At 71.7% G+C, this 26,563-nt stretch carries 21 protein-coding genes and 1 pseudogene; 14 read left to right on the top strand and 8 right to left on the bottom strand.

Going from position 1 to position 26,563, the window contains the following annotated elements; translation table 11 throughout:
- The first annotated feature begins 176 nt into the window (after positions 1-176).
- The 3 genes from AB0D27_RS28230 to AB0D27_RS28220 all read left to right on the top strand — a co-directional run bounded on the left by AB0D27_RS28230 (position 177) and on the right by AB0D27_RS28220 (position 3,098).
- Positions 177-446, top strand: a complete 270-nt coding sequence (locus tag AB0D27_RS28230) for a hypothetical protein (protein ID WP_362514396.1) — start codon at positions 177-179, stop codon at positions 444-446.
- Positions 447-2,615, top strand: a complete 2,169-nt coding sequence (gene malQ, locus AB0D27_RS28225) for a 4-alpha-glucanotransferase (RefSeq protein WP_362514393.1) — start codon at positions 447-449, stop codon at positions 2,613-2,615.
- Between the two features lie 243 nt (positions 2,616-2,858).
- Complete coding sequence (locus AB0D27_RS28220) at positions 2,859-3,098, top strand: hypothetical protein (RefSeq protein WP_362514390.1); 240 nt, start codon at positions 2,859-2,861, stop codon at positions 3,096-3,098.
- A gap of 102 nt (positions 3,099-3,200) precedes the next feature.
- Here the strand turns inward: AB0D27_RS28220 and AB0D27_RS28215 are convergent, their stop codons facing one another.
- Positions 3,201-3,833, bottom strand: a complete 633-nt coding sequence (locus AB0D27_RS28215) for a TetR family transcriptional regulator (RefSeq protein WP_362514387.1) — start codon at positions 3,831-3,833, stop codon at positions 3,201-3,203.
- A gap of 144 nt (positions 3,834-3,977) precedes the next feature.
- Here AB0D27_RS28215 and AB0D27_RS28210 point away from each other — a divergent pair.
- Positions 3,978-5,504, top strand: a pseudogene (locus AB0D27_RS28210) (FAD-dependent monooxygenase); the annotation flags it as partial.
- 18 nt (positions 5,505-5,522) lie between these two features.
- Here AB0D27_RS28210 and AB0D27_RS28205 read toward each other — a convergent pair.
- Positions 5,523-6,020 carry a MarR family transcriptional regulator gene (locus AB0D27_RS28205; RefSeq protein WP_362514385.1) on the bottom strand — a complete coding sequence of 166 codons (498 nt, stop codon included), beginning with the start codon at positions 6,018-6,020 and terminating at the stop codon, positions 5,523-5,525.
- A gap of 105 nt (positions 6,021-6,125) precedes the next feature.
- Here AB0D27_RS28205 and AB0D27_RS28200 point away from each other — a divergent pair, with 105 nt between their 5' ends.
- From AB0D27_RS28200 to pepN, 4 genes are all read left to right on the top strand, one after another.
- Positions 6,126-7,076 (top strand): EamA family transporter, encoded by a 951-nt coding sequence (locus tag AB0D27_RS28200; protein WP_362514382.1) that lies wholly within the window; start codon positions 6,126-6,128, stop codon positions 7,074-7,076.
- A 50-nt stretch (positions 7,077-7,126) separates the two neighbouring features.
- Positions 7,127-8,041: an EamA family transporter gene (locus tag AB0D27_RS28195; protein ID WP_362514480.1), complete on the top strand. Its 915-nt coding sequence runs from the start codon at positions 7,127-7,129 to the stop codon at positions 8,039-8,041.
- Between the two features lie 33 nt (positions 8,042-8,074).
- The gene (locus AB0D27_RS28190; RefSeq protein WP_362514380.1) at positions 8,075-8,983 is read left to right on the top strand and encodes a LysR substrate-binding domain-containing protein; all 909 of its coding nucleotides are present in this window, start codon (positions 8,075-8,077) and stop codon (positions 8,981-8,983) included.
- A 115-nt stretch (positions 8,984-9,098) separates the two neighbouring features.
- The gene (gene pepN / locus AB0D27_RS28185) at positions 9,099-11,675 is read left to right on the top strand and encodes an aminopeptidase N (protein WP_362514378.1); all 2,577 of its coding nucleotides are present in this window, start codon (positions 9,099-9,101) and stop codon (positions 11,673-11,675) included.
- 260 nt (positions 11,676-11,935) lie between these two features.
- Here pepN and AB0D27_RS28180 read toward each other — a convergent pair whose 3' ends face one another.
- The 3 genes from AB0D27_RS28180 to AB0D27_RS28170 all read right to left on the bottom strand — a co-directional run bounded on the left by AB0D27_RS28180 (position 11,936) and on the right by AB0D27_RS28170 (position 15,229).
- Positions 11,936-12,712 carry an SDR family oxidoreductase gene (locus AB0D27_RS28180; protein WP_362514478.1) on the bottom strand — a complete coding sequence of 259 codons (777 nt, stop codon included), beginning with the start codon at positions 12,710-12,712 and terminating at the stop codon, positions 11,936-11,938.
- Between the two features lie 101 nt (positions 12,713-12,813).
- Positions 12,814-14,139: a sigma-70 family RNA polymerase sigma factor gene (locus AB0D27_RS28175; RefSeq protein WP_362514376.1), complete on the bottom strand. Its 1,326-nt coding sequence runs from the start codon at positions 14,137-14,139 to the stop codon at positions 12,814-12,816.
- Positions 14,140-14,203: 64 nt separating this feature from the next.
- Positions 14,204-15,229 (bottom strand): aspartate-semialdehyde dehydrogenase, encoded by a 1,026-nt coding sequence (locus AB0D27_RS28170; protein ID WP_362514374.1) that lies wholly within the window; start codon positions 15,227-15,229, stop codon positions 14,204-14,206.
- A 353-nt stretch (positions 15,230-15,582) separates the two neighbouring features.
- Between AB0D27_RS28170 and AB0D27_RS28165 the strand changes: the two genes are divergently transcribed.
- Positions 15,583-16,110 (top strand): sigma-70 family RNA polymerase sigma factor, encoded by a 528-nt coding sequence (locus tag AB0D27_RS28165; RefSeq protein ID WP_362514371.1) that lies wholly within the window; start codon positions 15,583-15,585, stop codon positions 16,108-16,110.
- A 1-nt stretch (position 16,111) separates the two neighbouring features.
- Positions 16,112-16,864, top strand: coding sequence for a hypothetical protein (locus AB0D27_RS28160; RefSeq protein ID WP_362514368.1), 753 nt, complete (start codon positions 16,112-16,114; stop codon positions 16,862-16,864).
- A gap of 93 nt (positions 16,865-16,957) precedes the next feature.
- Here the strand turns inward: AB0D27_RS28160 and AB0D27_RS28155 are convergent, their stop codons facing one another.
- The gene (locus AB0D27_RS28155) at positions 16,958-20,284 is read right to left on the bottom strand and encodes a S8 family serine peptidase (protein WP_362514366.1); all 3,327 of its coding nucleotides are present in this window, start codon (positions 20,282-20,284) and stop codon (positions 16,958-16,960) included.
- Between the two features lie 222 nt (positions 20,285-20,506).
- Positions 20,507-21,043, bottom strand: a complete 537-nt coding sequence (locus AB0D27_RS28150) for a CGNR zinc finger domain-containing protein (protein WP_362514363.1) — start codon at positions 21,041-21,043, stop codon at positions 20,507-20,509.
- A gap of 128 nt (positions 21,044-21,171) precedes the next feature.
- Here AB0D27_RS28150 and AB0D27_RS28145 point away from each other — a divergent pair, with 128 nt between their 5' ends.
- From AB0D27_RS28145 to AB0D27_RS28130, 4 genes are all read left to right on the top strand, one after another.
- Complete coding sequence (locus tag AB0D27_RS28145; protein WP_362514360.1) at positions 21,172-21,615, top strand: VOC family protein; 444 nt, start codon at positions 21,172-21,174, stop codon at positions 21,613-21,615.
- A 13-nt stretch (positions 21,616-21,628) separates the two neighbouring features.
- Positions 21,629-22,498, top strand: a complete 870-nt coding sequence (locus tag AB0D27_RS28140; RefSeq protein ID WP_362514357.1) for a pyridoxamine 5'-phosphate oxidase family protein — start codon at positions 21,629-21,631, stop codon at positions 22,496-22,498.
- A 234-nt stretch (positions 22,499-22,732) separates the two neighbouring features.
- Positions 22,733-24,517 (top strand): TIGR03767 family metallophosphoesterase, encoded by a 1,785-nt coding sequence (locus tag AB0D27_RS28135; protein ID WP_362514355.1) that lies wholly within the window; start codon positions 22,733-22,735, stop codon positions 24,515-24,517.
- Between the two features lie 91 nt (positions 24,518-24,608).
- Positions 24,609-25,751 (top strand): serine hydrolase domain-containing protein, encoded by a 1,143-nt coding sequence (locus tag AB0D27_RS28130; protein WP_362514352.1) that lies wholly within the window; start codon positions 24,609-24,611, stop codon positions 25,749-25,751.
- Positions 25,752-25,783: 32 nt separating this feature from the next.
- Here AB0D27_RS28130 and AB0D27_RS28125 read toward each other — a convergent pair whose 3' ends face one another.
- A complete protein-coding gene (locus AB0D27_RS28125) occupies positions 25,784-26,350 on the bottom strand; it encodes a cysteine hydrolase family protein (RefSeq protein ID WP_362514349.1) in 567 nt (188 codons plus the stop codon).
- Between the last annotated feature and the right edge of the window lie 213 nt (positions 26,351-26,563).

The following is a 26,563-nucleotide window of genomic DNA, read 5'->3' as shown; positions in this document are numbered from 1 at the left end:
GGGTCGAGGGTGTCCAGGAGAGTGGCCAACGGGCCGTGTTTGTCCCAACCTGGAGGTGCCCCGCGAGAACAGAATGTGACCAGGAACACGTTGTGCGCCCGTGAACGTCTGCCGTCGCGCCCGCTGGGTAGGGCTGCGGTAACCCGCCAGCCGCCGTACTCGACAAGGAGGCCCCCGTGGCCGCATCGGCACACCTTCTGCTCTCGGCCCTCTCCAAACGCGAGGCGGAGCCGTCCGTCGTCTCCTCGCGCCGGGCGGAGCCGTCCGCCGAACCCCAAAGCGCCCCCCTGTGCCTGCTCAGCGCGGAGGGCGCCTGCGCCGAGGCCCCGCTGACCAGCGAACCCCCATTGCCCGACGCCGAACCGCTCACCAGCGAGCCGCCGCTGGCCGACGCCGCGCACCTGACGAGCGAGCCCACCTCCACCGGCGCCGCCTGGGCGGTCTAGATGGCACCTAGCCGGCCCGCCGACCCCCCGCAGACGGCGCCCCGGACGCCCCTGTCCCGGCTCGCCGAACTGCACGGCGTCGCCACCTCCTACCACCCGTCCCCGGACCGTACGGTCGCGGCCTCGGACGCCGCGCTCGTCGCGGCCCTGGCGGCGTTCGACGTCGACGCGAGCACCCCGGCCGCCGTACACGCCGCCCTCGCGTCCCGGGAGGCCGAGACGGAACGGCGGCTGCTGCCGCCGACGGTGGTGTGCTGGGGCGGCCGCGTTCCCGACGAGCTGACCGGACTGCCGGACGGCACCCGCCTCCGTATCGCCACCGAACAGGGCGAGACCCGCACCTCCGTCGCACAACTCCCGCCCGGCGTCCACGCCTTGCGCGCCGCCGCCCCCGACGGGCGCGTCGCCGACGTCCACCTCGTCGTCGCCCCCGCCCGGCTGCCCGCGCCGCCCGGACGCACGTACGGCCTGCTCGTCCAGCTCTACTCCCTTCTCTCCCGCCGCTCTTGGGGCATGGGCGACCTCGGCGACCTGGGGGAGCTGACCGCCTGGGCCGGCCGGGCGCTCGGCGCGGGATTCGTGCAGGTCAACCCGCTGCACGCGGCCGTACCCGGCGCCCCCACCGACCCCTCCCCGTACCGGCCCTCCTCCCGCCGCTTCCCCGATCCGGTGCACCTGCGGGTCGAGGACATCCCCGAATTCGCGTACGTCGACGACCGCGACCGCGTCCGTACGCTGCTGGAGCGCGCCGAGCGGCTGCGCGAATCCGTGCTGCGCAAGGGCGCGTTGATCGACCGCGACGCCGTGTGGGAGCTCAAGCGCGAGGCGCTGGAACTGGTGCGCGCGGTGCCGCTCGGACCCGGACGGCAGGCCGCGTACGCCGACTTCCTCGCCGAGGAGGGCGAGGCGCTGGAGGACCACGCCACCTGGTGCGCGCTCGCCGAGGTGTACGGCTCCGACTGGCGGCGCTGGCCCGTCGGCCTGCGCGACCCCCGTTCGTCCGCGACCGCCCGGGCCCGGGGTGAGTTGATGGACCGCGTCGACTTCCACAGCCGCCTGATCTGGCTCACCGACGCCCAGCTCGCCGCCGCCCAGCGCTCCGCGCGCGACGCGGGAATGCCCGTCGGGCTCGTGCACGACCTCGCGGTCGGCGTCCACCCCGACGGGGCCGACGCCTGGGCCCAGCAGGAGTACTTCGCGGCCGGCATGTCGGTCGGCGCGCCCCCGGACGCCTTCAACGCGCGCGGCCAGGACTGGGGCCTGCCGCCCTGGCGGCCGGACCGGCTCGCCGCCTCCGGCTACGCGCCCTACCGCCACCTCCTGCGCGCCCTCTTCCGGCACGCCGGTGCCCTGCGCATCGACCACGTCATGGGCCTGTTCCGGCTCTGGTGGGTCCCCCAGGGACAACCGCCCACGGAGGGTACATACGTCCGTTACGACGCCGAGGCGATGCTCGCGGTCCTGGTACTGGAGGCGTCCCGCGCCGGGGCGCTGGTCATCGGCGAGGACCTCGGCACCGTGGAGCCGGGCGTGCGCGAGACGCTCCAGGGGCGCGGGGTGCTCGGCACCTCGGTGCTGTGGTTCGAACGGGACTGGGACGGTGACGGGCTCCCCCTGCCGCCCGACCGCTGGCGCGCCGACTGCCTGGCCACCGCCACCACCCACGACCTGCCGCCCACCGCCGCCCGGCTCACCGGCGACCACGTCGAACTCCGCGACCGCCTCGGCCTGTTGACCGGCACCCTGGACGAGGAACGCGCCGCCGCCGCCGCGGACACGGGGGAGTGGCTGGCGCTGCTCACCCGGCTCGGGATGCTGCGCGGCGCGAGCGGCGGGTGCCCCGCGGTGGCGGAGGAGGCGGAGATCCAGGCCGTGCACCGGTTCCTGCTGCGCACCCCGGCCCGGATGATCGGCGTCTGGCTCCCGGACACGGTGGGCGACCGCCGCCCCCAGAACCTCCCCGGCACCTGGGACCAGTACCCCAACTGGCGCCTGCCCATCGCCGACGCCGAGGGCCGCCCGGTCACGCTGGAGGAACTGGCGGCGTCGCCACGGCTGCATGCGCTGCTCGATGTGGTGAGGGCACCTGGGCCGCGGCAGGCGGGGGGCGACGGCGCCCCTGGCGGCGAGGGCGCGAGCGGGGGCGCCTCCGAGCGGGCGGAGTGCTGAGGCGTTCGTACGGCATCTCGGGCGCGCGGGGCGTCGAGGGGTTCGTGTGGCGCCCGGGGCGTGTGGAGCGCTGAGGCGTTCGTGTGGCGCCCGGGGCATGTACGGCGCCTGGGGCGTGTGGAGTGCTGAGGCGTTCGTAGGGCGCGCGGGGCGTGTACGGCGCCCGGGGCGTGCGGAGTGTTGACGTGTCCGTACGGGCACCCCGGGCGCGCGGCTCATTCAGGTGTTCGCTACGTTTGCACTGTGGACAAGAAGAACGCCCTGCGCGCCGGCGCCCTGGCCGCCGGTACGACGCTGATGATGCTGCTCATGTCGTCCCCCGCGCTCGCGGCCATCCGCGACGACGGTGACGACCCCGGCAAGGGCCTGAGCGTGATCGACACGCTGGGCCTCTACGTCGCCGCGCCGCTCGTGCTGTTCGCGGTCATCGCCGGCCTCGTGATGGTCCTGGACAAGTCCCACAAGCAGCAGAAGCAGAGCTGAGCCCCGGCTCCGCTCCCCAATCTCTCCGTCGAGGGAGTCCGCCGTATCCGCCCCGGGTGCGCGGACTCCCTCGACGTGTTTCTGGGCCTGGGCTCTCCTCGGCTACGGATGCGGCGCCGTCAGATACCGCTGCACCGTCGGGCCCAGCCACGCCACGACCTCCTCGCGGGTCAGCGCGACGGCCGGCCCGAACCGCAGGACGTAGCGGGTGAGCGCGAACCCGAGCACCTGTGAGGCGCAGAGCGCGGCCCGGGCAGGCGCCTGCTCGGGATCGGGGCAGGCGCGCCGCGCGACCGGCATGAGCTGGTCCTTGAAGATGGCCTGCATACGCTCGGCGCCGGCCTGGTTGGTGACGCCGACCCGGAGTATCGCCGTGAGCACCTCGTTCTCGTCCCACAGGTCGAGGAAGTGGTTCACCAGGACGCGGCCCACGTCGTGCGGGTCGAGGGCCGCCGGATCGGGCAGCCGCAGATCGACGTCGAGCACGGCGGCGAACAGTCCCTCCTTCGAGCCGTAGTAACGCATGACCATCGATGGGTCGATCCGCGCGTCCTTGGCGATGGCGCGGATCGTGGCCCGCTCGTAGCCGTCGGCCGCGAAGCGCTCGCGGGCGGCCGTGAGGATCGCCGTGCGGGTGGCGTCGGAGCGGCGGGGTACGGGTGTGGGTGCGACGGTCCTCGAAGCCGCCGTCACTCTTGCCGCCGACGTGGGTGCGGGCTGTTCCCTGAGATCCATGCCAACGACCGTAGGCCAACACGTGTTGACAGTCCAGTGGTGCCACCTTATGTTGGCAAACAAGCGTTGGCCAACAAGTGTTGGCAAGTAGGGATTGTCGGTCAACACTTGTTGGCCAACAAGTGTTGGCAAGAGGAGGTCGCCATGAACGGCAGCACCGGCAACAGGGACAACACCGGCCACAGGGACAACACCGGCCACACTGATAACACCGGCAACACCGGCGACACGAGCCCCACCACCCCCCACGGCGTCATCGTCGTCGGCTCCGGCCCCACCGGGCTGCTGCTGGCGGGCGATCTCGCCACCGCCGGCGTCCCCGTCGTCCTCGTCGAGAAGCGGTCGCGCGAGATCAGTAACCTCTCCCGCGCCTTCGTCCTGCACGCCCGCACCCTGGAGCAGCTCGACGCCCGCGGTCTCGCCGACGACCTGGAGCTCAAGGGCCGCCCACTCGACCGCATCCGTCTCTTCGGCGGGCTCACCGTCGCGCTCGACACCCTCCCCTCCCGCTTCAACCACCTCCTCGTGATTCCGCAGTACGAGGTGGAGGAGGCGTTGCGCGCTCACGCGGAGCAGGCCGGGGTCCGGTTCCTGTACGAGACCGAGGTGACCGGGCTGCGTCAGGACGCGGACGGGGTGACGCTCCAGGTGCGCGGCCCGGACGGTGGGTCGGCGGAGCTGAGCGCCGCGTACGTCGTCGGGGCGGACGGGATGCGCAGCGCGGTGCGGGACGCGATCGGGCTGCCGTTCCCCGGCAAGTCGGTCATCCGGTCCGTCGTACTCGCGGACGTCCTGCTCGACGAGGAGCCGGAGTCGGTGCTGACCGCCAACGCCGTCGGCGACGCCTTCGCCTTCATCGCGCCCTTCGGCGACGGCTACTACCGGGTGATCGGCTGGCACCGCGGCCGGAACGTCCCCGACAGCGAGCCGCTCGAGCTCGACGAGGTCAAGGAGATCGCCCGGCTCGCCCTCGGCCGTGACTACGGCATGCGCGACGCCCGCTGGATGTCCCGCTTCCACAGCGACGAACGCCAGGCGCCCGCCTATCGCGTGGGCCGCGTCTTCCTGGCCGGCGATGCCGCGCATGTGCACACCCCGGCCGGCGGCCAGGGCATGAACACCGGTCTCCAGGACGCGGCGAACCTGAGCTGGAAGCTGGCGGCCGTCCTCAACGGCCAGGCGGGCGCCGCCCTGTTGGACAGCTATCAGGCTGAACGCCACCCCGTCGGCAAGTCCGTGCTGCGCAGCAGCGGCGGCATCGTGCGGCTCGCGATGGCCAAGTACCCGTGGACGCTGGCGCTGCGCGCCGGGCTCACCGCGTTCCTCAGTCACGTCGGCCCCGCCCGCCGCAGGACGGCGGGTGAGATCACGGGCATCGGGTACGCCTACAAGGCGCCGCACGGCGCCCATCCCCTGGTCGGCAAGCGGATGCCGGACGTCGCCCTGCGCGGCGGCGGTCGCCTCTACGAGGCGCTGCGCGGCGGCCGGTTCGTTCTCATCGCGCCGGGGTCGGCGCCGACGCCGGCCTCGGCATCGGCGCGCCTCGCCGTGGAGAGCTGGGCAGGCGACCGGCGTACGACCGTGCTGGTGCGGCCCGACGGATACGTGGCCTGGGCGGCGGAGTCCCCGGACGCGGCGGCGGTCGAGGCGGCGCTGAGCAACGCCCTGGGCTCGCCGGGCCCGCGCGGTCTAGGAAGTGGCGCCGGCCAGCAACTGGCGCAGCAGGGCGGCCAGTTGTCCGGCCTGCTCCCCGTCGAGGGTGGAGAGCGCCTCGCTCTGGACGGCGAGTCCCGCCCCGACGGCCTCGTCGATGAGGCGCAGGCCCTCGGCCGTGAGCGTGACCTGCAGCCCGCGCCGGTCGTGTGGATCGGGTGAGCGGCGCAGCAGCCCGGCGCGCTCCAGCTTGTCCAGGCGCCCGGTCATGCCGCCGGTGGTGAGCATGAGCGTCGCCGAGAGCTGTCGGGGCGAGAGTGTGTACGGGGCGTTCGACCGGCGCAGCGTGGCCAGGACGTCGAACTCGCCGCGCGAGATGCCGTAGCGCGCGTACGCCTTCTCCATGCGGTCGCCCATCGCCCGGGAGAGCCGGAAGATCCGTCCGAAGACCTCCATCGCGGCGGTGTCGAGGTCCGGGCGGACGGTGGCCCACTGTTCGATGATCGCGTCGACGGGGTCTTGGGGCGTGCTCATGGGGCGAGTATCCGCCGCTGGTAGGTCGGCCGCAAGAAAGTGGCTTGACGATAAGTAGCTTAGAGCTAAGCTACTTATCACTGGCCTACTTTGAAGGGTGCCGTCATGGCCGCGAACCGCTCCGCCCTCATAGCCCTCACCGCGCTCGCCCCCATCTCCTGGGGCAGCACCTACGCCGTCACCACCGAGCTCCTGCCGCCCGACCGGCCCCTGTTCACCGCGGCGATGCGTGCCCTGCCCGCCGGGCTGCTGCTCCTCGCGCTGGCGCGGGTGCTGCCGCGCGGCGTCTGGTGGGGGAAGGCGGCCGTGCTGGGCGCGCTGAACATCGGGGCCTTCTTCCCGCTGCTGTTCCTCTCCGCGTACCGGCTGCCCGGCGGGATGGCGGCGGTGGTCGGCTCGATCGGGCCGCTGTTCGTCGCGGGCCTGTCGGCGCTGCTGCTCGGCGACCGGCCGACCCTCCGTACGCTCCTCACCGGTATCGCCGCGGCCCTCGGTGTCAGCCTCGTCGTCCTGAGGGCGGCCGGGGCGCTCGACCCGGTGGGCGTGCTCGCGGCGCTCGCCTCGACCGCCTCGATGTCCACCGGAACCGTGCTCACCAAGCGGTGGGGGCGGCCGGACGGGGTCGGCCCGCTGGCGCTCACCGCCTGGCAGCTGACGGCCGGCGGACTGCTGATCGTGCCGGTCGCCCTCCTCGTCGAGGGTGCGCCGCCCGCGCTGGACGGCCGGGCGGTCGGCGGTTACCTGTACCTCGCGCTGGCGAACACGGCGGTCGCGTACTGGCTCTGGTTCCGCGGTATCGGCCGGCTCACCGCCACCCAGGTCACCTTCCTCGGTCCGCTCTCGCCGCTGACCGCGGCCCTCATCGGGTGGACGGCGCTGGGGCAGACGCTGACGCCGGTGCAGCTGGCGGGCATGGCGCTGGCGTTCGGGGCGACCGTCTTCGGCCAGCTCAAGCCGCGTACGGCGGCAGTCGTCACCGCTGAACCTTTCAGTAATTCTGAAAGGATTGCTCGAAAAGATTCGATGGACGTGACAGTTCCCGCCCTGCGACGGTAGTCGGGCAGCTTCCCCCGACCACCGAAAGGCAAGGGATATCCGTGGCAGTCCTGGACCGGACGCATCCGCACGGCGTGACCGGCGCGACGGCGAAGAAGGGGGCGGCCGGACTCGGCATCGCCCTCGCCGCCGTCGCCACGGTCGTCTGGTCCGGCAGCTTCGTCGCCGCGCGTGCCCTGCACGACAGCGTGCCGCCCATCCAGCAGGCGTTCTGGCGCTGGGTCGTCGCTCTCGTGGCCGTCGCCCCGTTCGCGGCGCGCGAGGCCTGGCGGCAGCGGGCGCTGGTACGCCGGCACCTCGGGCATCTCCTCCTCGCCGCCCTGCTCGGCGTCACCGTGTACAACACGCTGGTCAACCAGGCCGCCGTCGCCACCTCCGCCGGCAACATGGGCATGATCATGGCCGCGTCGCCGGTCCTGATGGCGGTGTACGAACGTCTCGGGGGCGTACGCCTCGGGGCGCGCCGTGTCGCCGGGATGCTGATCGCCTGCGCGGGCGTTCTGCTCCTCGTGGGCAAGGGGGCGGCGGACTTCGCGTCGGGCGACCTCTGGATGATCGCGGCGGCGACGTGCTTCGCGTCGTACAGCGCACTCCTGCGCCGCAAGCCCGCCCAACTCACCGGCCTCGCCTTCCTTTTCGGCACCTTCGCCCTGGGCACCGCGATGCTGCTCCCGGCGTACGTGCTGAGCGTGGGCGCCGAAGGAACCTTCACGCCCACGCCCGCCACCGTCGGCCCCCTCCTCTATGTCGGGGTCGCCTCCTCCGCGGTCGCCTTCTTCGCCTGGAACAAGGCGATCTCCCTCATCGGCGCGGCCCGCGCGGGAACCGTCTACTACCTCCAGCCGGTCTGCGTGGCCGCCCTGTCGTACGTACTCCTCGGCGAGCGGACGACCTGGACGCAAGTGCTCTGCATGGCCCTCATCCTCGGCGGAGTCGTCCTCGGCGCCGCACCGCGAACCCGCTGAGTGCCCACCGGGCGGCGGGATAGGTTGGCCGCCATGGCCGAGTACGACAAGTGGGACATCAGGAAGCTGGAGATCCTGCGGACGCTGCGCGAACGCGGGACCGTCACCGCGACCGCCGAGGCGCTGCTGATGACCCCTTCGGCCGTGTCGCAGCAGCTGACGAATCTCGCGAAGCAGCTCGGCGTGACCCTCCTGGAAGCAGAGGGGCGGCGGGTGCGGCTCACTGACGCGGCGCACCTCGTGCTGCGGCACGCCGAGGCCGTCTTCGAGCAACTGGAGCGCGCCGACGCCGAGTTGGCCGCCTATGCGCACGGTGAGGTCGGGCAGGTGCGGGTCGGCGCCTTCTCCACCGCCGTGCCCGCGCTCGTCGTCCCCGCCGTACGGGCGCTGCGGGCGGCCCGGCCAGGGATCTTTGTGCAGGTACGGGAGGCCGAGGCGGCGGAGGCGTTCGAGCTGCTCGGCGCCGGGGCGGTGGACCTCGCCCTGTCGCTGGCCGCGCAGGCGCCGTCGGCGGCGGACCCCCGCTTCACCCGGGTGCCGCTGCTCGCCGACCCGCTCGACCTCGCCCTCCCGCGCGGCCACGCCCTCGCCGCCGCACCGACCGTGCGGCTCGCCGACTTCGCCGCCGAGCCGTGGATCTTCGGCGGGAGCGGGCCGTGGTCGGACATCACGCGCGGGGCGTGCGAGGCGGCCGGGTTCAGCCCGCACCAGGGCCACTCCGCGGCCGGATGGACCGCGATCCTCGCGATGGTCGAGGCGGGGATGGGGGTCGCGCTGGTGCCGCGGATGGCGGCGGTGCGGCGGGAGGGGGTCGTCATGCGGGAGCTCGGGGACGATCGGCCCCATCGGCACGTGGTCGCGGCGGTGCGCCGGGGGGCGGAGGAAGGGGCCGCGGTGGGGTTCGTGCTGGACGCGCTCCGTGAGGCGGCGGGTGGACGCTAGGGGGTGGGGGGCGGTCCGGGGCGCGCCTCCGTTCCGGCACGGGAAAGGGACATCGCGCTGTGCGCGGGTCCCGTGGAAGGATGGCGCAACCCACACATAACGAGGAGATGACCGCGTGCCTGGCACAAACCTGACCCGCGAAGAGGCGCAGCAGAGGGCGAAGCTGCTCACCGTTGACTCGTACGAGATCGATCTCGACCTCTCCGGCGCGCAGGAGGGCGGCACCTACAGGTCCGTGACCACGGTGCGCTTCGATGTCGACGAGACCGGCGCGGAGTCCTTCATCGACCTGGTGGCCCCGACGGTCCACGAGGTCACCCTGAACGGGGACGCGCTCGAGCCCGCCGAGGTCTTCAAGGACTCGCGGATCGCGCTCCCGGGCCTCCTGGAGGGACGCAACGTGCTGCGCGTGGTCGCGGACTGCGCGTACACCAACACCGGTGAGGGCCTCCACCGGTTCGTCGACCCCGTCGACCAACAGGCATACCTCTACACCCAGTTCGAGGTCCCGGACGCCCGCCGCGTCTTCGCGTCCTTCGAGCAGCCCGACCTGAAGGCCACCTTCCAGTTCACCGTGAAGGCGCCGACCGGCTGGACCGTCATCTCCAACTCGCCGACGCCGGAGCCCAAGGACGACGTCTGGGTCTTCGAGCCGACGCCGCGGATCTCCACGTACATCACCGCGCTGATCGTCGGCCCGTACCACTCCGTCCACAGTGTGTACGAGAAGGACGGGCAGTCGGTCCCGCTCGGCATCTACTGCCGTCCCTCGCTCGCCGAGTACCTCGACTCGGACGCGATCTTCGAGGTGACCCGGCAGGGCTTCGACTGGTTCCAGGAGAAGTTCGACTACGCCTACCCGTTCAAGAAGTACGACCAGCTCTTCGTGCCGGAGTTCAACGCGGGCGCGATGGAGAACGCGGGCGCGGTCACCATCCGTGACCAGTACGTGTTCCGGTCCAAGGTGACCGACGCCGCGTACGAGGTGCGCGCGGAGACGATCCTGCACGAGCTGGCCCACATGTGGTTCGGCGACCTTGTGACCATGGAGTGGTGGAACGACCTGTGGCTGAACGAGTCGTTCGCCACCTACACCTCCATCGCCTGCCAGGCGTACCACCCCGAGAGCCGGTGGCCGCACTCCTGGACCACCTTCGCCAACTCCATGAAGACGTGGGCCTACCGGCAGGACCAGCTGCCCTCCACCCACCCGATCATGGCCGAGATCCGCGACCTGGACGACGTACTCGTCAACTTCGACGGCATCACGTACGCCAAGGGCGCGAGCGTGCTCAAGCAGCTCGTCGCGTACGTCGGCATGGACGAGTTCTTCCGGGGCGTGCAGGCGTACTTCAAGGCGCACGCGTTCGGCAACACGCGCCTGTCCGACCTGCTGGGCGCCCTGGAGGAGACCTCCGGACGCGACCTGGGGAACTGGTCGCAGAAGTGGCTGCAGACCGCCGGCATCAACATCCTGCGCCCGCAGATCGAGACCGACGCGAACGGCGTCATCACCTCCTTCGCCATCCGCCAGGAGGCCCCGGCGCTGCCCGCCGGCGCCAAGGGCGAGCCGACCCTGCGCCCGCACCGGATCGCGGTCGGCCTGTACGGCCTCGACGGGGGCAGCGGCAAGCTGGTGCGCGACGAGCGCCTGGAGCTTGACGTGGACGGCGAGCTGACCGCCGTACCGCAGCTCGTCGGCACGCGCCGCCCGGACGTCGTCCTGCTCAACGACGACGACCTGTCGTACGCCAAGGTCCGCCTCGACGAGGCCTCGCTCGCCTTCGTCACCGAGCACCTCGGCGACTTCGAGTCCTCCCTCCCGCGCGCCCTGTGCTGGGCGTCGGCCTGGGACATGACGCGCGACGCCGAACTCGCGACCCGCGACTACCTGTCCCTGGTCCTGTCCGGCATCGGCAAGGAGTCCGACATCGGTGTCGTGCAGTCGCTGCACCGCCAGGTGAAGCTGGCGATCGAGCTGTACGCCGACCCCACCACGCGCGAGGCCCTGCTGACCCGCTGGACCGAGGCGACGCTCGCTCACCTGCGCGCGGCCGAGCCCGGCAGCGACCACCAGCTGGCCTGGGCGCGCGCCTTCGCGGCGACCGCCCGTACGCCGGAGCAGCTGGACCTCCTGGAGGCGCTGCTCGAGGGCCGCGAGACCATCGAGGGCCTCGCCGTGGACACCGAGCTGCGCTGGGCGTTCGTCGAGCGGCTCGCCGCGGTCGGACGCTTCGACGAGGCGGAGATCGCCGCCGAGTACGAGCGCGACAAGACGGCCGCCGGTGAGCGGCACGCGACGACCGCCCGTGCCGCCCGGCCCACCGAGGAGGCGAAGGCGGAGGCCTGGGCCTCGGTCGTCGAGTCCGACAAGCTCCCGAACGCCGTGCAGGAAGCGGTGATCGGCGGCTTCGTCCAGACCGACCAGCGGGAACTGCTCGCCCCGTACACCGACAAGTTCTTCGCCGTGGTCAAGGACGTCTGGGACGCCCGCTCGCACGAGATCGCCCAGCAGATCGCCATCGGCCTCTACCCGTCCGTCCAGGTCTCCGAGGAGACCCTCGCCAAGACGGACGCCTGGCTGGCCTCCGCCGAGCCCAACGCGGCCCTGCGACGCCTGATCTCGGAGTCCCGCTCGGGCGTCGAGCGGGCGCTGCGGGCCCAGGCGGCTGACGCGGCGGCGGACGCCTAGGCGGCGGACGTACCGGTGGCAACGGCGGGCGGGTGACCGGTTCGGTCACCCGCCCGCCGTGCGCCCGGTCGGCACCACGCTGTGTCTCGCGTTCCTCGCCACCGTTGCCCTGCCCCCGGACATCACGCTGTTCGCTCGCGCGGTGTCCCGCCTGGGCCCCGGCCCCTCGGCCGGGCGGCGTCCCGACGCGACGGCCGTCGTCGTCACCCTCGGCGGAGTGCATGCGCTCCGGGTCCGCACGTGGTGGCGCGATCGACGAGTCAGCCGGGGAACATCCCGCCCGTGACGTTGACGAACGTGCCGGTGATCCCGCCGGCGTGGTCGGAGGCGAGAAAGGCGGCGGTGGCCGCGATCTCGGGAAGCGTCGGATTGCGGCGGGTCATGCGCATGCCCGCCAGGTTGGCCAGCAGGCCCTGGATCGCGTTCTCGTCGAGGTCCATGCCGCTGTTCACCGCGGCGAGCTTCTGACGGGTCAGCGTCTCCGGCACCCCGGCCGCCCACAGGCCCACCGCCCGCAGTCCGCGCGGACCCAGCTCCAGCGCCAGGTTCCGCACCAGCGTGTCGATCGCCGCGTCCGCGGGCCCCGTGCCGCCCATCATCGGACTGCCGTGCGCGGAACCGCTGTTGAGGGTGAGGATCACGCCGGAGCCGCGCTCGGCCATGCGCCGGGCGGCGGCGCGGGCGGTGACGAAGTTGGCCCGGATGCCGGTCTCCACGGGCCGTACGAAGTCCTCGACGGGCATGTCGAGCAGCGACATGCCCTGCACATCGCCGCGGGTGACGAGGTTGAAGGAGACGTCGACGGCGTCCAGCGATGCCACGTGCGCCTCGACCGCCGCCTCGTCCAGGGCGTCGAGCACGGCCGTGTCGGCGTGCCCGCCCGCCGCCACGATGTCCTTGGCGACCGCGTCGAGCGTCTCCCCGGTACGCCCCACGAGGTGCACCCGGGCGCCCTCGCGGGCGAAGGCACGGGCGACGGCGCCGCCGATGCTTCCGCCGGCGCCGTAGACGATCGCGGTCTTGTCGGTGAGCAGCATGGTGATCTCTCCTTGGAGGGTTCGGTCGTACGTGTCGGCCATACAGACGTACGCGCCGTCAGCCACTCATCGGTCTTCGCTCATCGCTCATCGGTCTTCGCTCATCGGTCGGCCGGGAGCCGCGGCGGCAGCCCGAACGCCGGGAAGAGGTGCGGTTCGAAGGAGGTGATCTCCACGATGCGGTCGCCCTCGATACGGAGTACGTCGAGAACCTGGGCACGATAGACGGCCGTACCCGGGCGGCGGACGTAACCCCCGGCCGCGAGCTGCCCGTTCGCGCGGGCGGGCAGGTGGCGCCAGTGCCCGAAGAACATCGGGGACGCGGGGTCGAGGCTGGGCCGCAGGAAGTCGGTGATCGCCTCGCGGCCGACGAACCAGAACGGGTTCGGCGGCATGGTGAGGGTGATGTCCTCGCTGAGCAGGCTCGCGACCTCGGTGAGGTCGAGGCGCTCGGCGGCGGCCATGTAACGCCGCAGGACCTCGCGTTCACGGGCGTCGGCCTCGGCGGTCCACTCGGCGCGGCGGTGGGGCAGACGGTCGCGCAGGGTGGGCCGGGCGCGCTGCAACGCGCTGTTGACCGAGGCCACGGTCATCTCCAGCGCCTCGGCGGTCTCCGCGGCGCTGAGGCCCAGTACGTCGCGCAGCACGAGGACGGCACGCTGGCGGGGCGGCAGATGCTGGATGGCGGCGAGGAAGACGAGCTCCAGGGTCTCCCGGGAGACGGCCGCCGTGTCCGGCTGGTCCTCGGGGGAGGGCAGGTCCTCGTCGGGGTACGGCTGGAGCCAGGTGACGCGGGCCGGGGGCTCGGCGCCGCCGTGGTTCATACCGGGCAGCGGCTCGTAGCGCTGGGGGCGGCGGGCCGTACGCCGCTGGAAGTCCAGGCAGGTGTTGGTGGCGATCCGGTACAGCCACGTCCGTAGGCTCGCCCGCCCGGCGTAGCCGTCCCGCGCCCGCCAGGCCCGCAGGAACGTCTCCTGTACGAGGTCCTCGGCGTCGTCGTACGAGCCCGACATGCGGTAGCAGTGCACGCGCAGCTCGCGTCGGCAGGACTCCACGAGCGCCGCGAAGTCACCCTCACTGAGAGGGACTTGCGTAACGCCGTCACCCGTGACGGAATCGTCCCCGGCTGCCCTGCCCTCCTTCGCGGTGTCCCGGGCGACCCGGGCGACACGCCGCAGCCGCCCCACGGAGGAGGCCAGCTCGCTCACCCCGGAGTAGAAGACGGACGGCGGCTGCGGCACCAGCGCCTCGACCTGCCGGCCGACCTCCTCGATGAGCCCTCGCACGGTGTCCGTGGGGGCCGCCCGCCGGTCCCGGTACGCCTTCTGCCGGCAGGCGGCGGAGCAGTACACCGAGGTCCGACCGGTGCGCCCCGCCCGGTCGGGCAGCGCCTTCCCACAGCTGCGGCACACGGCATCGACGACCACGGGAACCTCCGGGAAAGCGTCACGCGGGGACGCCGTGACGCTATCCCTTCTCCCGCGCCGGACGTCAGGCCTTGAGGTCCTTGAGCTGCGCCGCCACCAGCTCCGCGATCTGGACCGCGTTCAGCGCGGCACCCTTGCGGAGGTTGTCGCTCGAGACGAAGAGCGCGAGGCCGTTGTCGGCGGTCTCGTCGGTGCGGATGCGGCCGACGTACGAAGCGTCCTTGCCGGCCGCCTCGAGGGGGGTCGGAATGTCGGAGAGGACGACGCCCGGGGCGCCCGCGAGCAGCTCCGTGGCGCGCTCCACCGAGATCGGGCGCGCGAAGCGGGCGTTCACCTGGAGGGAGTGGCCGGAGAAGACGGGGACGCGGACGCAGGTGCCGGAGACCTTGAGGGCCGGGATCTCCAGGATCTTGCGGGACTCGTTGCGGAGCTTCTGCTCCTCGTCCGTCTCGTGCAGACCGTCCTCGACGATGGAGCCGGCGAGCGGGAGCACGTTGAAGGCGATGGGACGCTTGTAGACCTGCGGCTCGGGGAAGTCGACCGCCGCGCCGTCGTGGGTGAGCTTGTCGGCGTCGGCGACGACCTTCAGGGCCTGCCCGTGCAGCTCGGCCACGCCCGCGACACCGGAGCCGGACACCGCCTGGTAGGTGGCGACGACGAGCGCCTCGAGACCCGCCTCCTCGTGCAGCGGCTTCAGCACCGGCATCGCGGCCATCGTCGTGCAGTTCGGGTTGGCGATGATGCCCTTGGGCCGGTCGGCGATCGCGTGCGGGTTCACCTCGGAGACCACCAGGGGTACGTCCGGGTCCTTGCGCCAGGCGGATGAGTTGTCGATCACGACCGCGCCCTGCGAGGCGACCTTCTCGGCCAGCGCCTTGGAGGTGGCGCCGCCCGCGGAGAAGATCACGATGTCCAGGCCCGTGTAGTCGGCCGTGGCGGCGTCCTCCACCGTCACACCGTCGAGCACCGTGCCGGCCGAGCGGGCCGAGGCGAACAGGCGCAGCTCGTCGACCGGGAAGGCCCGCTCGACCAGGATCCTGCGCATGACTGTGCCGACCTGACCGGTGGCTCCGACGATTCCGACCCTCACGGCGACTCCCTTTGCGTGCGTTTTACGTGGTCCAGCGTTTCCATGATGCGTCTGACCCGTGCCCACGTGTCCAATCCTTTCCCCGCGCCGCCCGAGGAATGGGACGCCGGACCGACCTGCCCCGGGCCCCGATCGTCCAGCGGCAGCCGGTGCCGGTCCGAAGAAATCCCCCCTGCGGCGGCCAGGAACCGGAATCCGTACGGATCGGCCGCACCGGTCACGCACGCCGAGCACCGGATCGTGCCGGGACCGGTGTGACGTACGACTCCATGCCGGGGCCGTGAAACTCCGCCGCGGCGGGCCGAACGTTTTGGCCCGCACCGGCGTCGTAGAGGAAACGCGGGAGGGGAGGGGTGGCTGTGCTGCGCAGAAAGGCCCGCCGCGTCGAGGGAGCGGACGATCCCCTGGACGTGGCGCAGGAGCGCCGGGTGCGGGCGGTGCTCGCGCTCGGCGGCGTACCGCAGGCGGACCTGCCGGACGGGGTGCAGCAGGTTCGCCTGCGGCTGCTGGAGCGGGCGGCGAAGGGCGACGAGGCGCCTCGCGACGTGTCCGCGTGGGCGGCGGTCGTCGCCTCGAACCTGGCGATGGACTGGCACCGGGCCAAGCGCCGCCAGGAGCGCCTCGGGGAACGTCTTGCCTCGCTGCGGCAGCTGGAACACCCCTCCGGCGAGGACTCCAGCGTGCTGTCGCTGGCCGTCGCGCAGGGCCTGGACGAACTGCCCGACGCCCAGCGCCAGGTCCTCGTGCTGCGCTTCTTCGCCGATCTGCCCGTGCGCGGGATCGCCGAGGAGCTCGGCATCCCGGAGGGCACGGTCAAGAGCAGGCTGCACACGGCGGTCAACGCGTTGCGCGCCCGCCTGCACGAGGACGAGGTGGTGTGACGTGGCCGAGTACGAGGGCAATCCGGTCGCCGACGCGCTCATGGCCGCGATCACGGACGAGCCGCTGACGGACCAGGCCCGCGCCGACGCCGAGTTCATGGCGCGCCACCGTGCCGCGGCGGCGGATGTGGCGCTGCTGCGGGAGCAGCTGTCGGTCATCGGGGACGCGCTGGCGGACGCCGGGAAGGTGACCGAGCCCGCCCGCCCGGCCCGTAAGCCCCGGAAGGCCAGGAACCGGCGTCCCGCGGGCGCCCCCAAGAAGCGCTCCCGGCATCCGGGCGCGCTCGCCGTCACCCTGGGCAGCCTGGCCGCGGCCGTGGTCGCCTCGGGGATCGTCGGGATGGGCTGGCTGATCGCGCAGGGCGGGGGCGTCGGCGGGAGCAACGACGCGGCGTCGTCCAAGGCGGGCAGCGGCGGCGGCTCCTCGGTCGAGGGCCCGGGCTACCTCGCGTGCGCCCGGCTCGTCGTGGAGGGCACCGTCACCGAGGTCGAGCCGGTGCCCGGCGCGGAGCAGGACCGGATCACCCTCCACGTGGACCGCGCCTACAAGCCGGCGAAGGGGAAGGACCAGGTCACCTTCGTGATGGACACGGTGATGGACCCGCGCCCGCACAAGGGACAGCACGCACTCGTCGGCATCAGGACCGGCGCGGCGATGCCCGACCGATGGGTCACGGCGGAGAAGGACATCGCCCGCGACCGGGAGTGGATCCTCAAGGCGCTGCCTCAGGCGGCGGGCCTGGCCTGTAAATGAGCAGGAGCAGGAGCAGGAGCAGGAGCAGGAGCAGGAGCAGGAGAAAGGGCGGGCGCCCGTTCCCGGACGCCCGCCCCACCACCGTAGAAGCAGTTACGGGGTGACCTTCTCGATCTTCACGCTGCCGATGCCCGCGACCGTGCCGCGCGCGTTCACCAGCTGGACCTGGCCGAAGAACTCGCGTCCCTCGGGCGCCGCCGCGGCGGCGGTGACCGAGCCGGACACCGTCGCCGAGTCGCCCGTGCCGAGCGTCACCGGCGCGGACTGGTCGACCGTGACCGTGCCGAGCGCGGACGAGAAGAACACGTCCTGGTAGTCGTACGCGGTCGAGCCGGACGGGACCGAGTAGCCCGCGACCTCGATCGTGTACGTCCCGGCGGCGGGCGAGGCGAGGGAGACGGCTTCCTCGGAGTCACCGTCCGCGGACGAGCCGACGACGGTCCCGGCGGCGTTCTTCACCGTCAGGTCGAGGTCGGCCGCCGTGTCCGACACATTGCCGATGACGACGTTCAGCGACGTGGCGCCCGCGGGCACCTCGACCGTGGTGGTCTGCGTCGCGCCCTGGGCGATGGTCGGCCGCGCGTTCTTCGCGGAGCCGAGCGGGCCGCCCTTCAGGGTGCCCTCCAGCGCGGCGTAGTTGTTCGTCACCTTCCAGGAGGCGGTGGCCGGGGTACCGACCTTGGCCTCGGGGACGGTCACGACGGCCGGGTCGAAGGCCGCGCCGAGCACCGAGACGTCGAGCTTGTACGGGTTGTCGAGCAGCGGCGACGTACGGCGCGACTCGACCTCGATCTCCCAGACGCCGGCCTGCGGGTCCGCGTAGGAGCGCACGTCGGGCTTGCAGCCGTTGCCGTCGAGGTAGTTCGGGTAGCAGTAGGGGGTCCCGGTGTTGTCGACCGGAACGCCGTACGGGTGGATCGCGATGAACCGGGTCTGGCTCTTGTCCTTCAGCCCGCCGATGGCGACCTCGAGGGACTTGGCGCCCTCGGGGACGGTGACGAAGTACGACTGGCTGCTGTTGCGCTGCACCGAACTCGACGCCGAGTAGGTGTACTTGACCGGGGCCGAGACGACGACGGTCGACAGGATCTGCTTGTCGACGCCTTCGGTCTTCGGGTCGTCGACCTCGAGGATCGCGCTCTTGAGACCGGCTGACCTGGGCGCGGCCTGGACCTTGACGGTCACCGGCTGGTTCAGCGGCAGCTTGACCTCGTCCGAGCCGACGATCTTGAAGGTGCCGGCGGCGTTGTTCTCGAAGTACAGCTCGTGACGGATCGCGCGGTCGGCGCCGGACGTACGGGTGATCGTGATGTCGTACGTCTTCTTGTCACCGGCCTTGAGCCCGCCCTCTCGGTCGTACAGGCCCGTGCCGAATCCCGGCGTCTTCAGCGCGTAGTCGATCGCGGTGTCGACCGGCGCCTTCACGGTGTAGTCGTGGGCGGAGGCGCCGTCCTTGATGGAGTCCCAGGCGTCCCCGATGTTGATGAGGCCCGCACCCTCCGCGTACGCCTGCACACCCGTGATGTGGTCGGCGGTCGAGGTCAGCGCCGTGCGCAGGGTGGCGGGCTTCAGCTCGATGCCCTTCTGCTTGGCGGCGCTCAGCAGCAGCGCCGAGGCGCCCGCGGCCTGCGGGGACGCCATCGAGGTGCCCTGCAGCATCGAGTAGCCGGCCGGCAGCGAGTAGCCCGCCTCGGCGACCGGGGAGCCCGGCAGCCAGGTCTGCGTGGAGTTGATGGAGGCGCCGGGCGCGGTCAGCGTCGGCGTGAAGCCGCCGTCCTCCCGCGGGCCGCGCGAGGAGAAGGGCAGCAGCGCGTACGTCTTCTCCACCTGCGAGCCGTAGTTCGACGCCCAGGTCTCCTTGGAGATGGCCGCGCCGACCGAGATGACCTTGTCGGCCAGGCCCGGGTCGCCGATGGTGTTGGCGCCGGGGCCCGAGTTGCCCGCGGAGATCACCAGCTGGACGCCGTAGGTGTCGATGAGACGCGTGTAGAGCTCGGAGCGCGCGTTGTTGCCGTCGTTGAGCGCGGGCAGACCGCCGATGGACATGTTGACGATGTCGACGCCGCGGTTGGCGACGAGGTCGATCATGCCCTCGGTGAGCGCGACGTTGGTGCAGCCGCCGCTCCAGGTGCAGGCCCGCGAGGAGACGATCTTCGCGCCCGGGGCCGCGCCGTTCATCTTGCCGCCGAACAGGCCGTTCGCGGAGGTGATGCCCGCGACGTGCGTGCCGTGCTCGGACTCGATGACGCCGATGTTGACGAAGTCGGCCTTCTTGCCGACCCAGGACCCGCCGTACGGGTCCATCGGGACGTCCTTGCGGATCTCCACGACGAACGGCTGGCGCTCGACGACGTCGGTCGTCGGGTCGTCGGTGCCGAAGTAGCCGATCTGGTAGCCGTCCTTGTACGGCTTCATCGGCGTGTCGTCGGTGAAGTCGTTGTTGTTGTTCAGGTCGACGGTGACGGTGCCGGCCGTGGCGTCGTAGAGCACACCCCAGGAGTCGGTGGTGTCGCCGTCCCGGTTCGCGTCGCCCTTGGCGTCGCCGCCCGTGGTCGCGGACTCCTTGAACGTGCTGATCTCGTACGAGCCCGAAGGCGCCACCCACGTCTTGCCGCTGTAGGTGAAGGTGGGCCCGGACACCGCCGTGACCATCGGGCGCCAGGTGGCGTCGCCGTCCGCGATCGGGTCGGTGGAGGTGACCCAGTCGACGATCTTGCGCTCGCCGGTGGTGGTCTTCTGCAGCGCGGGGTGGCCGAGGTCCACGCCGGAGTCGAGGATGCCGATGGTGATACCCCGGCCGTCCGCCTTCGGGTGGTCCTTCACGAAGTCGACGGCGCCCGTCTCGAAGGACGGGTTGTACGGGTTCTCGGCGGGGGTGTTCTTGCTCGGACCCGAGTACGTGGCGGCCGTGGAGGCGTTGTTGGCACTCTTCGCCGTGTCGGCGCTCGGCGTCGGGTCGTCCAGCGCGATCTCCTGGCGCAGGTCGATCCCGTGCACCGAGGACAGCTTCGCGGCGGCGGCGATGGCCGAGTCGGCCCTGCCGGTCGGGACGGTGGCGCGGACGTAGCCGAGCTTGTCGTAGGTGCGGCCCACGGAGCCGCCCTTGACCGCGTCCAGCTCCTTGGCGACCTGCTCGGTCTGGCCCGGAGCGGTGGCGATCATCATCGTGACGTTCTTGTCGCCGTTGGCCTTGGCCTCGGCGAGAAGGTCGGCGTCGGTCGAACCGAGCTTGGCGGCGGCGGACTTGGTGCCGGGGTCGGTGGCCGGGGTGTCGGCCGTCGCGCTCCCGTTCGCGTTCGCGGAGAAGGCCATGGGTATCGGCCCGGCCGCGGAGAGCGCGGCCACCAGGCCCGCGGCCACGGCTATGCGGGCCACGCGTCTCGCGCCCGATATCGGAGCGCGCTGAGGGTCGGAGGTCATCTGCATCCCTTGTAGGTAAAGGAACGAGCGAGGAGCGACCGGCCCCGACGTTCCTCCGGGGCCCGATCGCATCAGTCCGGTATGTGGACCCGGATGACCGCTCAGCTTTACCTAAGGGGCAGTTGTTTGGGGAGAGTTGACCGGGACGGGATGGACGCATGGCGTAATTCCGCCATGCGCCACGCCGGTTATGCCGGTGTATGCCATGACATGTGCGAAGGCTCAGAACTCCTTCGTACGCGCGTAGTGGCGGGACGCCTTCGCGCGGTTACCGCACGCCGCCATGGAGCACCAGCGGCGGGTGCCGTTCCGTGAGGTGTCGAAGAAGTGCAGGATGCAGGTGTCGTGGGCGCAGCGGCGGATGCGGTCGGGGGCGGCGCTCAGCAGCTTCAGATAGTCGCGGGCGGCGAGCCAGGCCGGCCCCCAGGACGGGTCGTCGAACTCGGCGCTCTCGCCCGGACCCCGGTCGGTCAGCGTCACGCGGACGCACCCGTGCGCGAGGACGGCGTCGACGCGGGCGGCGCCTTCGGCGAGGGAGCCGTCGACGGCGGAGCGCAGCGCGTCGCGGGCCTGGAGCGTGTGCCGCAGAACGGTGTCGTCGGCCGGGAAGTCCAGCCCGTTGCCCGCCAGCCACACGGCCAGCCCATCGGTGTCCGTCAGCAGGTCCTGCACCACTCCCTCGCGGTTCCAGCGGGTGTTGAGCAGGTCGAGCGAGACCGGCTCGCCGGTGAGCGGGCGGGGGTCACGGACGGCGGACATGGTGGGGCTCCCTTCGCTGCTAACCGGTCAAGAGTATGTGACTGGTTGCGCCCTCCGATTCTAACCTCTAATGTCACAGACAGGGGTTAGCCTCCTCCATGGGGCCGCCATCGACTGAGGGGACTGTCATGACTCCGCGCACCGGCCACATCGGCCTGAACGTCACCGACCTCGACCGCTCGCTCGCCTTCTACCGCGACCTGCTGGGCTTCGGCGTGATCGGCCAGGGCAAGGAGGAAGAGCGGCGGTACGCCTTCCTCGGAGACGCCGGCCGCCCTGTGCTCACGCTCTGGCAGCAGGCGCAGAGCTCGTACGACAAGGGTCGCGCCGGCCTGCACCACCTCGCCCTCGAGGTCGACTCCGTCGAGCAGGTCAGGGAGTACGAGAGGGCCCTGCGCGTCCATGGCGTCGAGTTCGCGTACGAGGGTGTCGTCGCCCACCGCGAGGGCTCGGCCTCGGGTGGCATCTTCTTCCACGACCCGGACGGCACGCGGCTGGAGATCTACGCGCCGAGCGGGGCCGAGGACACACCGGCACCGTCGGCCTCCGCGCCGACCTGCGGTTTCTTCTAGATCGGGGTCCGTGATGACGTACCACTCGGGCTCGCGCGCCGTGCAGGACCGGGTCGGCGTCCGCGACCTCGCCGATCATGTGGGGCAGGCCGTCGGGCAGGGCATCCGGCCGGTGGCCGCCGCCTTCCTCGAACTCCAGCCGATGCTGATCGTGGGCGCCGCGGACCCGGAAAGCGGCGCGGTCCGGGCCTCGCTGCTCACCGGGGAGCCCGGCTTCGTACGGGCCACGGGACCCCGGCAGATCTCGGTCGCCGGCGGGCTCGGAGCGGGCGACCCGCTGGCAGCCGCGCTCTGTGCGGACGGCACTCCGGTCGGCACCCTCGCACTCGACCCGCGCACCCGTCGCCGTATGCGCCTCAATGGACGGAGCCGGCCGACACCCCGAGGGTTCGCGGTCGAGGCCGACCAGGTCTTCGCCAACTGCCCCAAATACCTTCAGAAAAGGGTGTCGTACGAGACGGTCGAGCGGGTGCCCGGAGTGGCTCGCTTGAGTGGAGAACTCTCTTCTCGCCAACGGGAGTTCATCGAGCGTGCCGACACCTTCTTCCTTGCCACGGTCCACGCGCACGGGGCCGACGCGAGCCATCGGGGCGGCAACCCCGGCTTCGTGCACGTCGATTCACCGCATGAGATCCGGTGGCGCGACTACCCGGGGAACTCCATGTTCCTCACCCTCGGGAACCTGGCGGCCGACCCGCGCGCCGGGCTGCTCTTCCTGGACTGGGCGTCCGGGTCGGCGCTCCAGCTCACGGGCACGGCCCGCACGGACTTCGCCCCCGACGGAGAGCGGACCGTCCGCTTCACGGTCACCGAGGTCGTCGAGACGCCGGCCGCCAGTCCGCTGCGCTGGGCGGCGCCCGAGTACTCGCCGGCCAACCCGTGAGGGTTGACTACCCCGGCAGATGAACGCGGAGTGACCGCGTTCCGGCCGTTCGGGGAGCGCTCCATGGACGCGCAGGGTAGTCCAAGATCCACGTACGGTGATCGGCGTTGGCCGTTGCCGCTCAGTTAACGCGCAGGTCACCCCCGGTGCCAACGATCCAGTGTGAGCGGGGAGTTCGCCAGTCGAACGCCCCGCGACCACTGCCGACGCGTTCGCACTCGGGGAGACCGCGCCATGTCGCGCATACGCTCTGTCGCTGCCGTACCCGCCCTCAACCGCCGCACCCTGCTGGCCGCCACCGGAGCGGTGTCCCTCTCCGCCGGGATCGGCCTCGCCCTGCGCCCGGGCTCTCCGGCGCACGCCGCCACGACGAGCCAGGCGCCGGTCGCCGACTCCCTCGCGCACTCCGACGCCCGCTCCAGCGCGGTGAGCCCGCCGGCCCCCGCCGAACTGGTCCCGTACACGCGCGGCACCACCCTGCGCTCCGTCGCCGCCCCGCGCTCCGGCTCCACCGGGTACCGGCGGCTCGGCGACGGCCCCGGGTGGAAGCGGCTCGTCCGCGGTGAGCTGGCCGCGGCCAAGTCCGGCCGGGCCGAGCGGCGCACCACGCTCGCCGCGTTCGTGCAGCTCACCGACCTGCACCTGATCGACGCCCAGCACCCGCTGCGCCTGGAGTACCTGCGGGCCCAGAACAAGAGTGCCTGGCGTCCGCACGAGACCCTCAGCGTCGCCGGCGCCGTGTCGCTCGTCGAGCGGGTCAACTCGCTGCGGGGAGCCCCCGTCACCGGCTCCCCGCTGCACTTCGTCATGACCACGGGGGACAACACGGACAACAACTCCAAGACAGAGCTGGAGTGGTTCCTGAAGGTCATGAGCGGTGGCCGCCTCAGCCCCAACAGCGGCGACCCGCGCCACTACGAGGGCGTCCAGTCCAGTGGCCTCAAGACGTACTGGCAGCCCGACGCGGCCCTGCGCGACGCCGACAAGCAGCTCGGCTTCCCGCGTATCGACGGCTTCCTCGAGGCGGCGATCCGCGAGCTGCGCAGCCCCGGCCTGAGCCTGCCCTGGTACTCCACCGTCGGCAACCACGACGCGCTCCCGCTGGGCTGCTACGGCTCGCGCGGCGACTCGTACCTCACCGACTTCGCCGTCGGCGGCAAGAAGCTGATGTCGCTGCCCTCGGCCGAGTGCACCGCCCTGGCCAAGAGCATCAAGGACGGCAGCAGCCCGAAGGGCACCGAGTTCCGGGACCTGCTCAAGGCGCACGCCCGGCAGATGCGCTCGGTCACGCCCGACGAGAACCGCGCCCCCTTCACGCCCGCCGAGTACATCCGGGCACACCTCGACCCGGCGAACACCGGCCCCGGCCCCATCGGCCACGGCTACTCCTCCGCGAACCTCGCCGCGGGCACCCAGTACTACACGTTCCGCATCGCCGAGGACGTCATCGGCGTCAGCCTGGACACCACCGACCCCGGCGGCCACTACGAGGGCTCCATCGGCACGGCCCAGCTGCGCTGGCTGGAGAAGACGCTGCGCGAGAACAAGGACGCCTACGTCGTCGTCTTCAGCCATCACACCAGCAAGACCATGCGCAACAGGCAGGCCGACCCCGCCCACCCCGCCGAGAAGCGCCACGGCGGCGACGAGGTCATCGCGCTCCTCGCGAGCTTCAGCAACGTCCTGGCCTGGGTGAACGGCCACACCCACAAGAACGAGATCATCCCGCACGCCGCCCCCGGCAACCGCTCCTTCTGGGAGATCTGCACCGCCTCGCACGTCGACTACCCCCAACTCGCCCGCGTCATCGAGCTGGTGGACAACAAGGACGGCACGCTCTCCCTCTTCACCACCCTCATCGAGTCCGCCGCCCCGCACGCCACGGACTTCTCCGACCTCACCCAGACGGGCCTCGCCGCCCTCTACCGCGAGCTCTCCTTCAACGCCCCGGGCGCCCGCACGGACCTCTCCGGCTCGTCACGGGACCGCAACACGGAGCTGCTCCTCAAGAAGGGCTGAAAGCCGCTCAACTGCCGCAGGGGCGGGCAACGGTCCTCCCTCTTCTCAGGTCCCTCCCCTTGACCAGCTCATCGGTAGACAGGGGGAAGACATGTCAGTTCGTACGGGACTGGTAGCAGCGACCGCGGTGGCGGTGGCGGCGACGTTGGCGGGCCCGGCGGTGGCGGCGCCCGCCGCACGGGACCACGACCACACCGCCACCCGGCAGGCGATGGACGCGGCCGTGAAGGACGGCGTGCCCGGGGTGACGGCGACCGCGAGGGACACGCACGGCACCTGGAAGGCGACGTCGGGCGTGGGCGATCTGGACACGGGCCGGCCACGCTCGACCTCGGACCGCTACCGCGTCGGCAGCATCACGAAGACCTTCGTCTCCACCGTGCTGCTCCAACTGGAGGCGGAGGGACGCCTGTCGCTGGACGACAAGGTGGAGAGGTGGCTCCCGGGTGTCGTCCGGGGCAACGGCCACGACGGCAGCCGGATCACCCTCCGCCAGCTCCTCAACCACACCAGCGGCATCTACAACTACACGGCGGACGAGGACTTCGGCCGCAGGTACTTTCTGAAGGACGGCTTCTTCCAGCACCGCTACGACACGAAGACGCCCGAGCAGCTGGTACAGATCGCCATGACCCACAAACCGGACTTCGCCCCGGGCACTTCGTGGAACTACTCGAACACGAACTACGTCCTGGCGGGCATGGTGATCACCAAGGTCACGGGCCACTCGTACGCGGCGGAGATCCGCGACCGCGTCATCAAGCCGCTGGGCCTGCACGCCACGTCCGTCCCCGGCACGAGGGTCACCGTCCCACACCCCAGCAGCCGCGCGTACTCGAAGCTGGCCGAGACAGCGACCGGCCCGTCGTACGACGTCACGAAACTCAACCCGTCCCTGGCATCCTCGGCGGGCGAGATGATCTCCAGCTCCTCGGACCTGAACCGCTTCTACTCCGCCCTGCTGCGGGGCAAGCTCCTGCCGCCCAAGCAGCTCACCGAGATGAAGACCACGGTCAAGGACGGTGTGGCCCCGAACGCCGGCTACGGCCTGGGCCTCATCGACCGCACGCTGAGCTGCGGGGTCCACGTCTGGGGCCACGACGGCGGCATCCACGGCTCGACGTCCTCCGCCGTGACGACGGCCGACGGCCGGCACTCCCTCTCCTTGAATTTCAACGGTGACTGGTCCGGGGACAGCGATGCGGTGATCCAGGCGGAGTTCTGCGGCAAGTAGGGCCGGCCTCCGTGGCAGCAGCTTCCGGCGGCTCAGTCCGTGCCGACCGCCGTGAACGTGACGTCCGCCGTGTCGACGGTGCCCCCGCGGCGCCCGGGGGCGCTCTGCCACTTCCAGTAGAGGTTGGTGTGGGCGATCACCTGGGCCGGGGTCGGAGCGCCGTACGCGGTGAGGTCCTCCGTGGTGTGGGCGTCGGCGACCAGGGTCACGTCGTACCCACGCGTGAGGGCTCCATGGAGGGTGGAGCGGATGCACGCGTCCGTCTGGGCGCCGGTGACGAGGAGTCGGCCCACGCCGCGCTCGGCGAGCAGCGTCTCCAGTTCGGTGTCTTCGAACGAGTCGCCGTAGAGCTTGTGGACGAGGGGTTCCGAGTCGGCGCGGACCAGTTCCGGGACGTACTGCCAGCTGTGGCTGCCCCGCTTCAGGTCGTCGTCGGAGTGCTGGACCCAGATCACGGGCACGTCCTCCGCGCGGGCCTTGTCGGCGAGGGTGTTGATGTGCGCGATCACGCTGTCGCGGTTGTGGGAGCCGTCCACCACCCCGTTCTGGACGTCGATGACGAGCAGCGCGGTGTTCGGCCGGTCGGGCAGGGTCGTCATGGGCCACTCCTGTAGTCGAGGATTTCCAGGAATCCTGTGTCCGGCCCACAGTAGAGCGGGGCACTGACAACGCCTCCCTCTGCGGTCTGTCGCACATGAGGAGGGGCCGGGAGGCCCTGCGCCCGGGGCCGCCACCCCCCACCAAACACCCCCCCCCGGCGGCCCAAACCGGGCGCCACCACCACAAAAACCCCCCCGGGGCGGGGGGTAGAG

The sequence above is a fragment of the Streptomyces sp. NPDC048415 genome (assembly GCF_040651675.1).
Taxonomy (GTDB): domain Bacteria; phylum Actinomycetota; class Actinomycetes; order Streptomycetales; family Streptomycetaceae; genus Streptomyces.
Note: the sequence above shows the minus strand (reverse complement) of the source record. Positions and strands in the feature narration are given on the sequence as shown.

What these genes read in the sequence shown, in the direction of transcription:
- AB0D27_RS28155 (WP_362514366.1), bottom strand. Translation starts at nt 20,284, where the DNA reads ATGACCTCCGACCCTCAGCGCGCTCCGATATCGGGCGCGAGACGCGTG.
- AB0D27_RS28145 (WP_362514360.1), top strand. Translation starts at nt 21,172, where the DNA reads ATGACTCCGCGCACCGGCCACATCGGCCTGAACGTCACCGACCTCGAC.
- AB0D27_RS28200 (WP_362514382.1), top strand. Translation starts at nt 6,126, where the DNA reads ATGGCCGCGAACCGCTCCGCCCTCATAGCCCTCACCGCGCTCGCCCCC.
- AB0D27_RS28190 (WP_362514380.1), top strand. Translation starts at nt 8,075, where the DNA reads ATGGCCGAGTACGACAAGTGGGACATCAGGAAGCTGGAGATCCTGCGG.
- AB0D27_RS28150 (WP_362514363.1), bottom strand. Translation starts at nt 21,043, where the DNA reads ATGTCCGCCGTCCGTGACCCCCGCCCGCTCACCGGCGAGCCGGTCTCG.
- AB0D27_RS28205 (WP_362514385.1), bottom strand. Translation starts at nt 6,020, where the DNA reads ATGAGCACGCCCCAAGACCCCGTCGACGCGATCATCGAACAGTGGGCC.
- AB0D27_RS28215 (WP_362514387.1), bottom strand. Translation starts at nt 3,833, where the DNA reads ATGGATCTCAGGGAACAGCCCGCACCCACGTCGGCGGCAAGAGTGACG.
- AB0D27_RS28130 (WP_362514352.1), top strand. Translation starts at nt 24,609, where the DNA reads ATGTCAGTTCGTACGGGACTGGTAGCAGCGACCGCGGTGGCGGTGGCG.
- AB0D27_RS28140 (WP_362514357.1), top strand. Translation starts at nt 21,629, where the DNA reads ATGACGTACCACTCGGGCTCGCGCGCCGTGCAGGACCGGGTCGGCGTC.
- AB0D27_RS28180 (WP_362514478.1), bottom strand. Translation starts at nt 12,712, where the DNA reads ATGCTGCTCACCGACAAGACCGCGATCGTCTACGGCGCCGGCGGAAGC.
- AB0D27_RS28135 (WP_362514355.1), top strand. Translation starts at nt 22,733, where the DNA reads ATGTCGCGCATACGCTCTGTCGCTGCCGTACCCGCCCTCAACCGCCGC.
- malQ (WP_362514393.1), top strand. Translation starts at nt 447, where the DNA reads ATGGCACCTAGCCGGCCCGCCGACCCCCCGCAGACGGCGCCCCGGACG.
- AB0D27_RS28125 (WP_362514349.1), bottom strand. Translation starts at nt 26,350, where the DNA reads ATGACGACCCTGCCCGACCGGCCGAACACCGCGCTGCTCGTCATCGAC.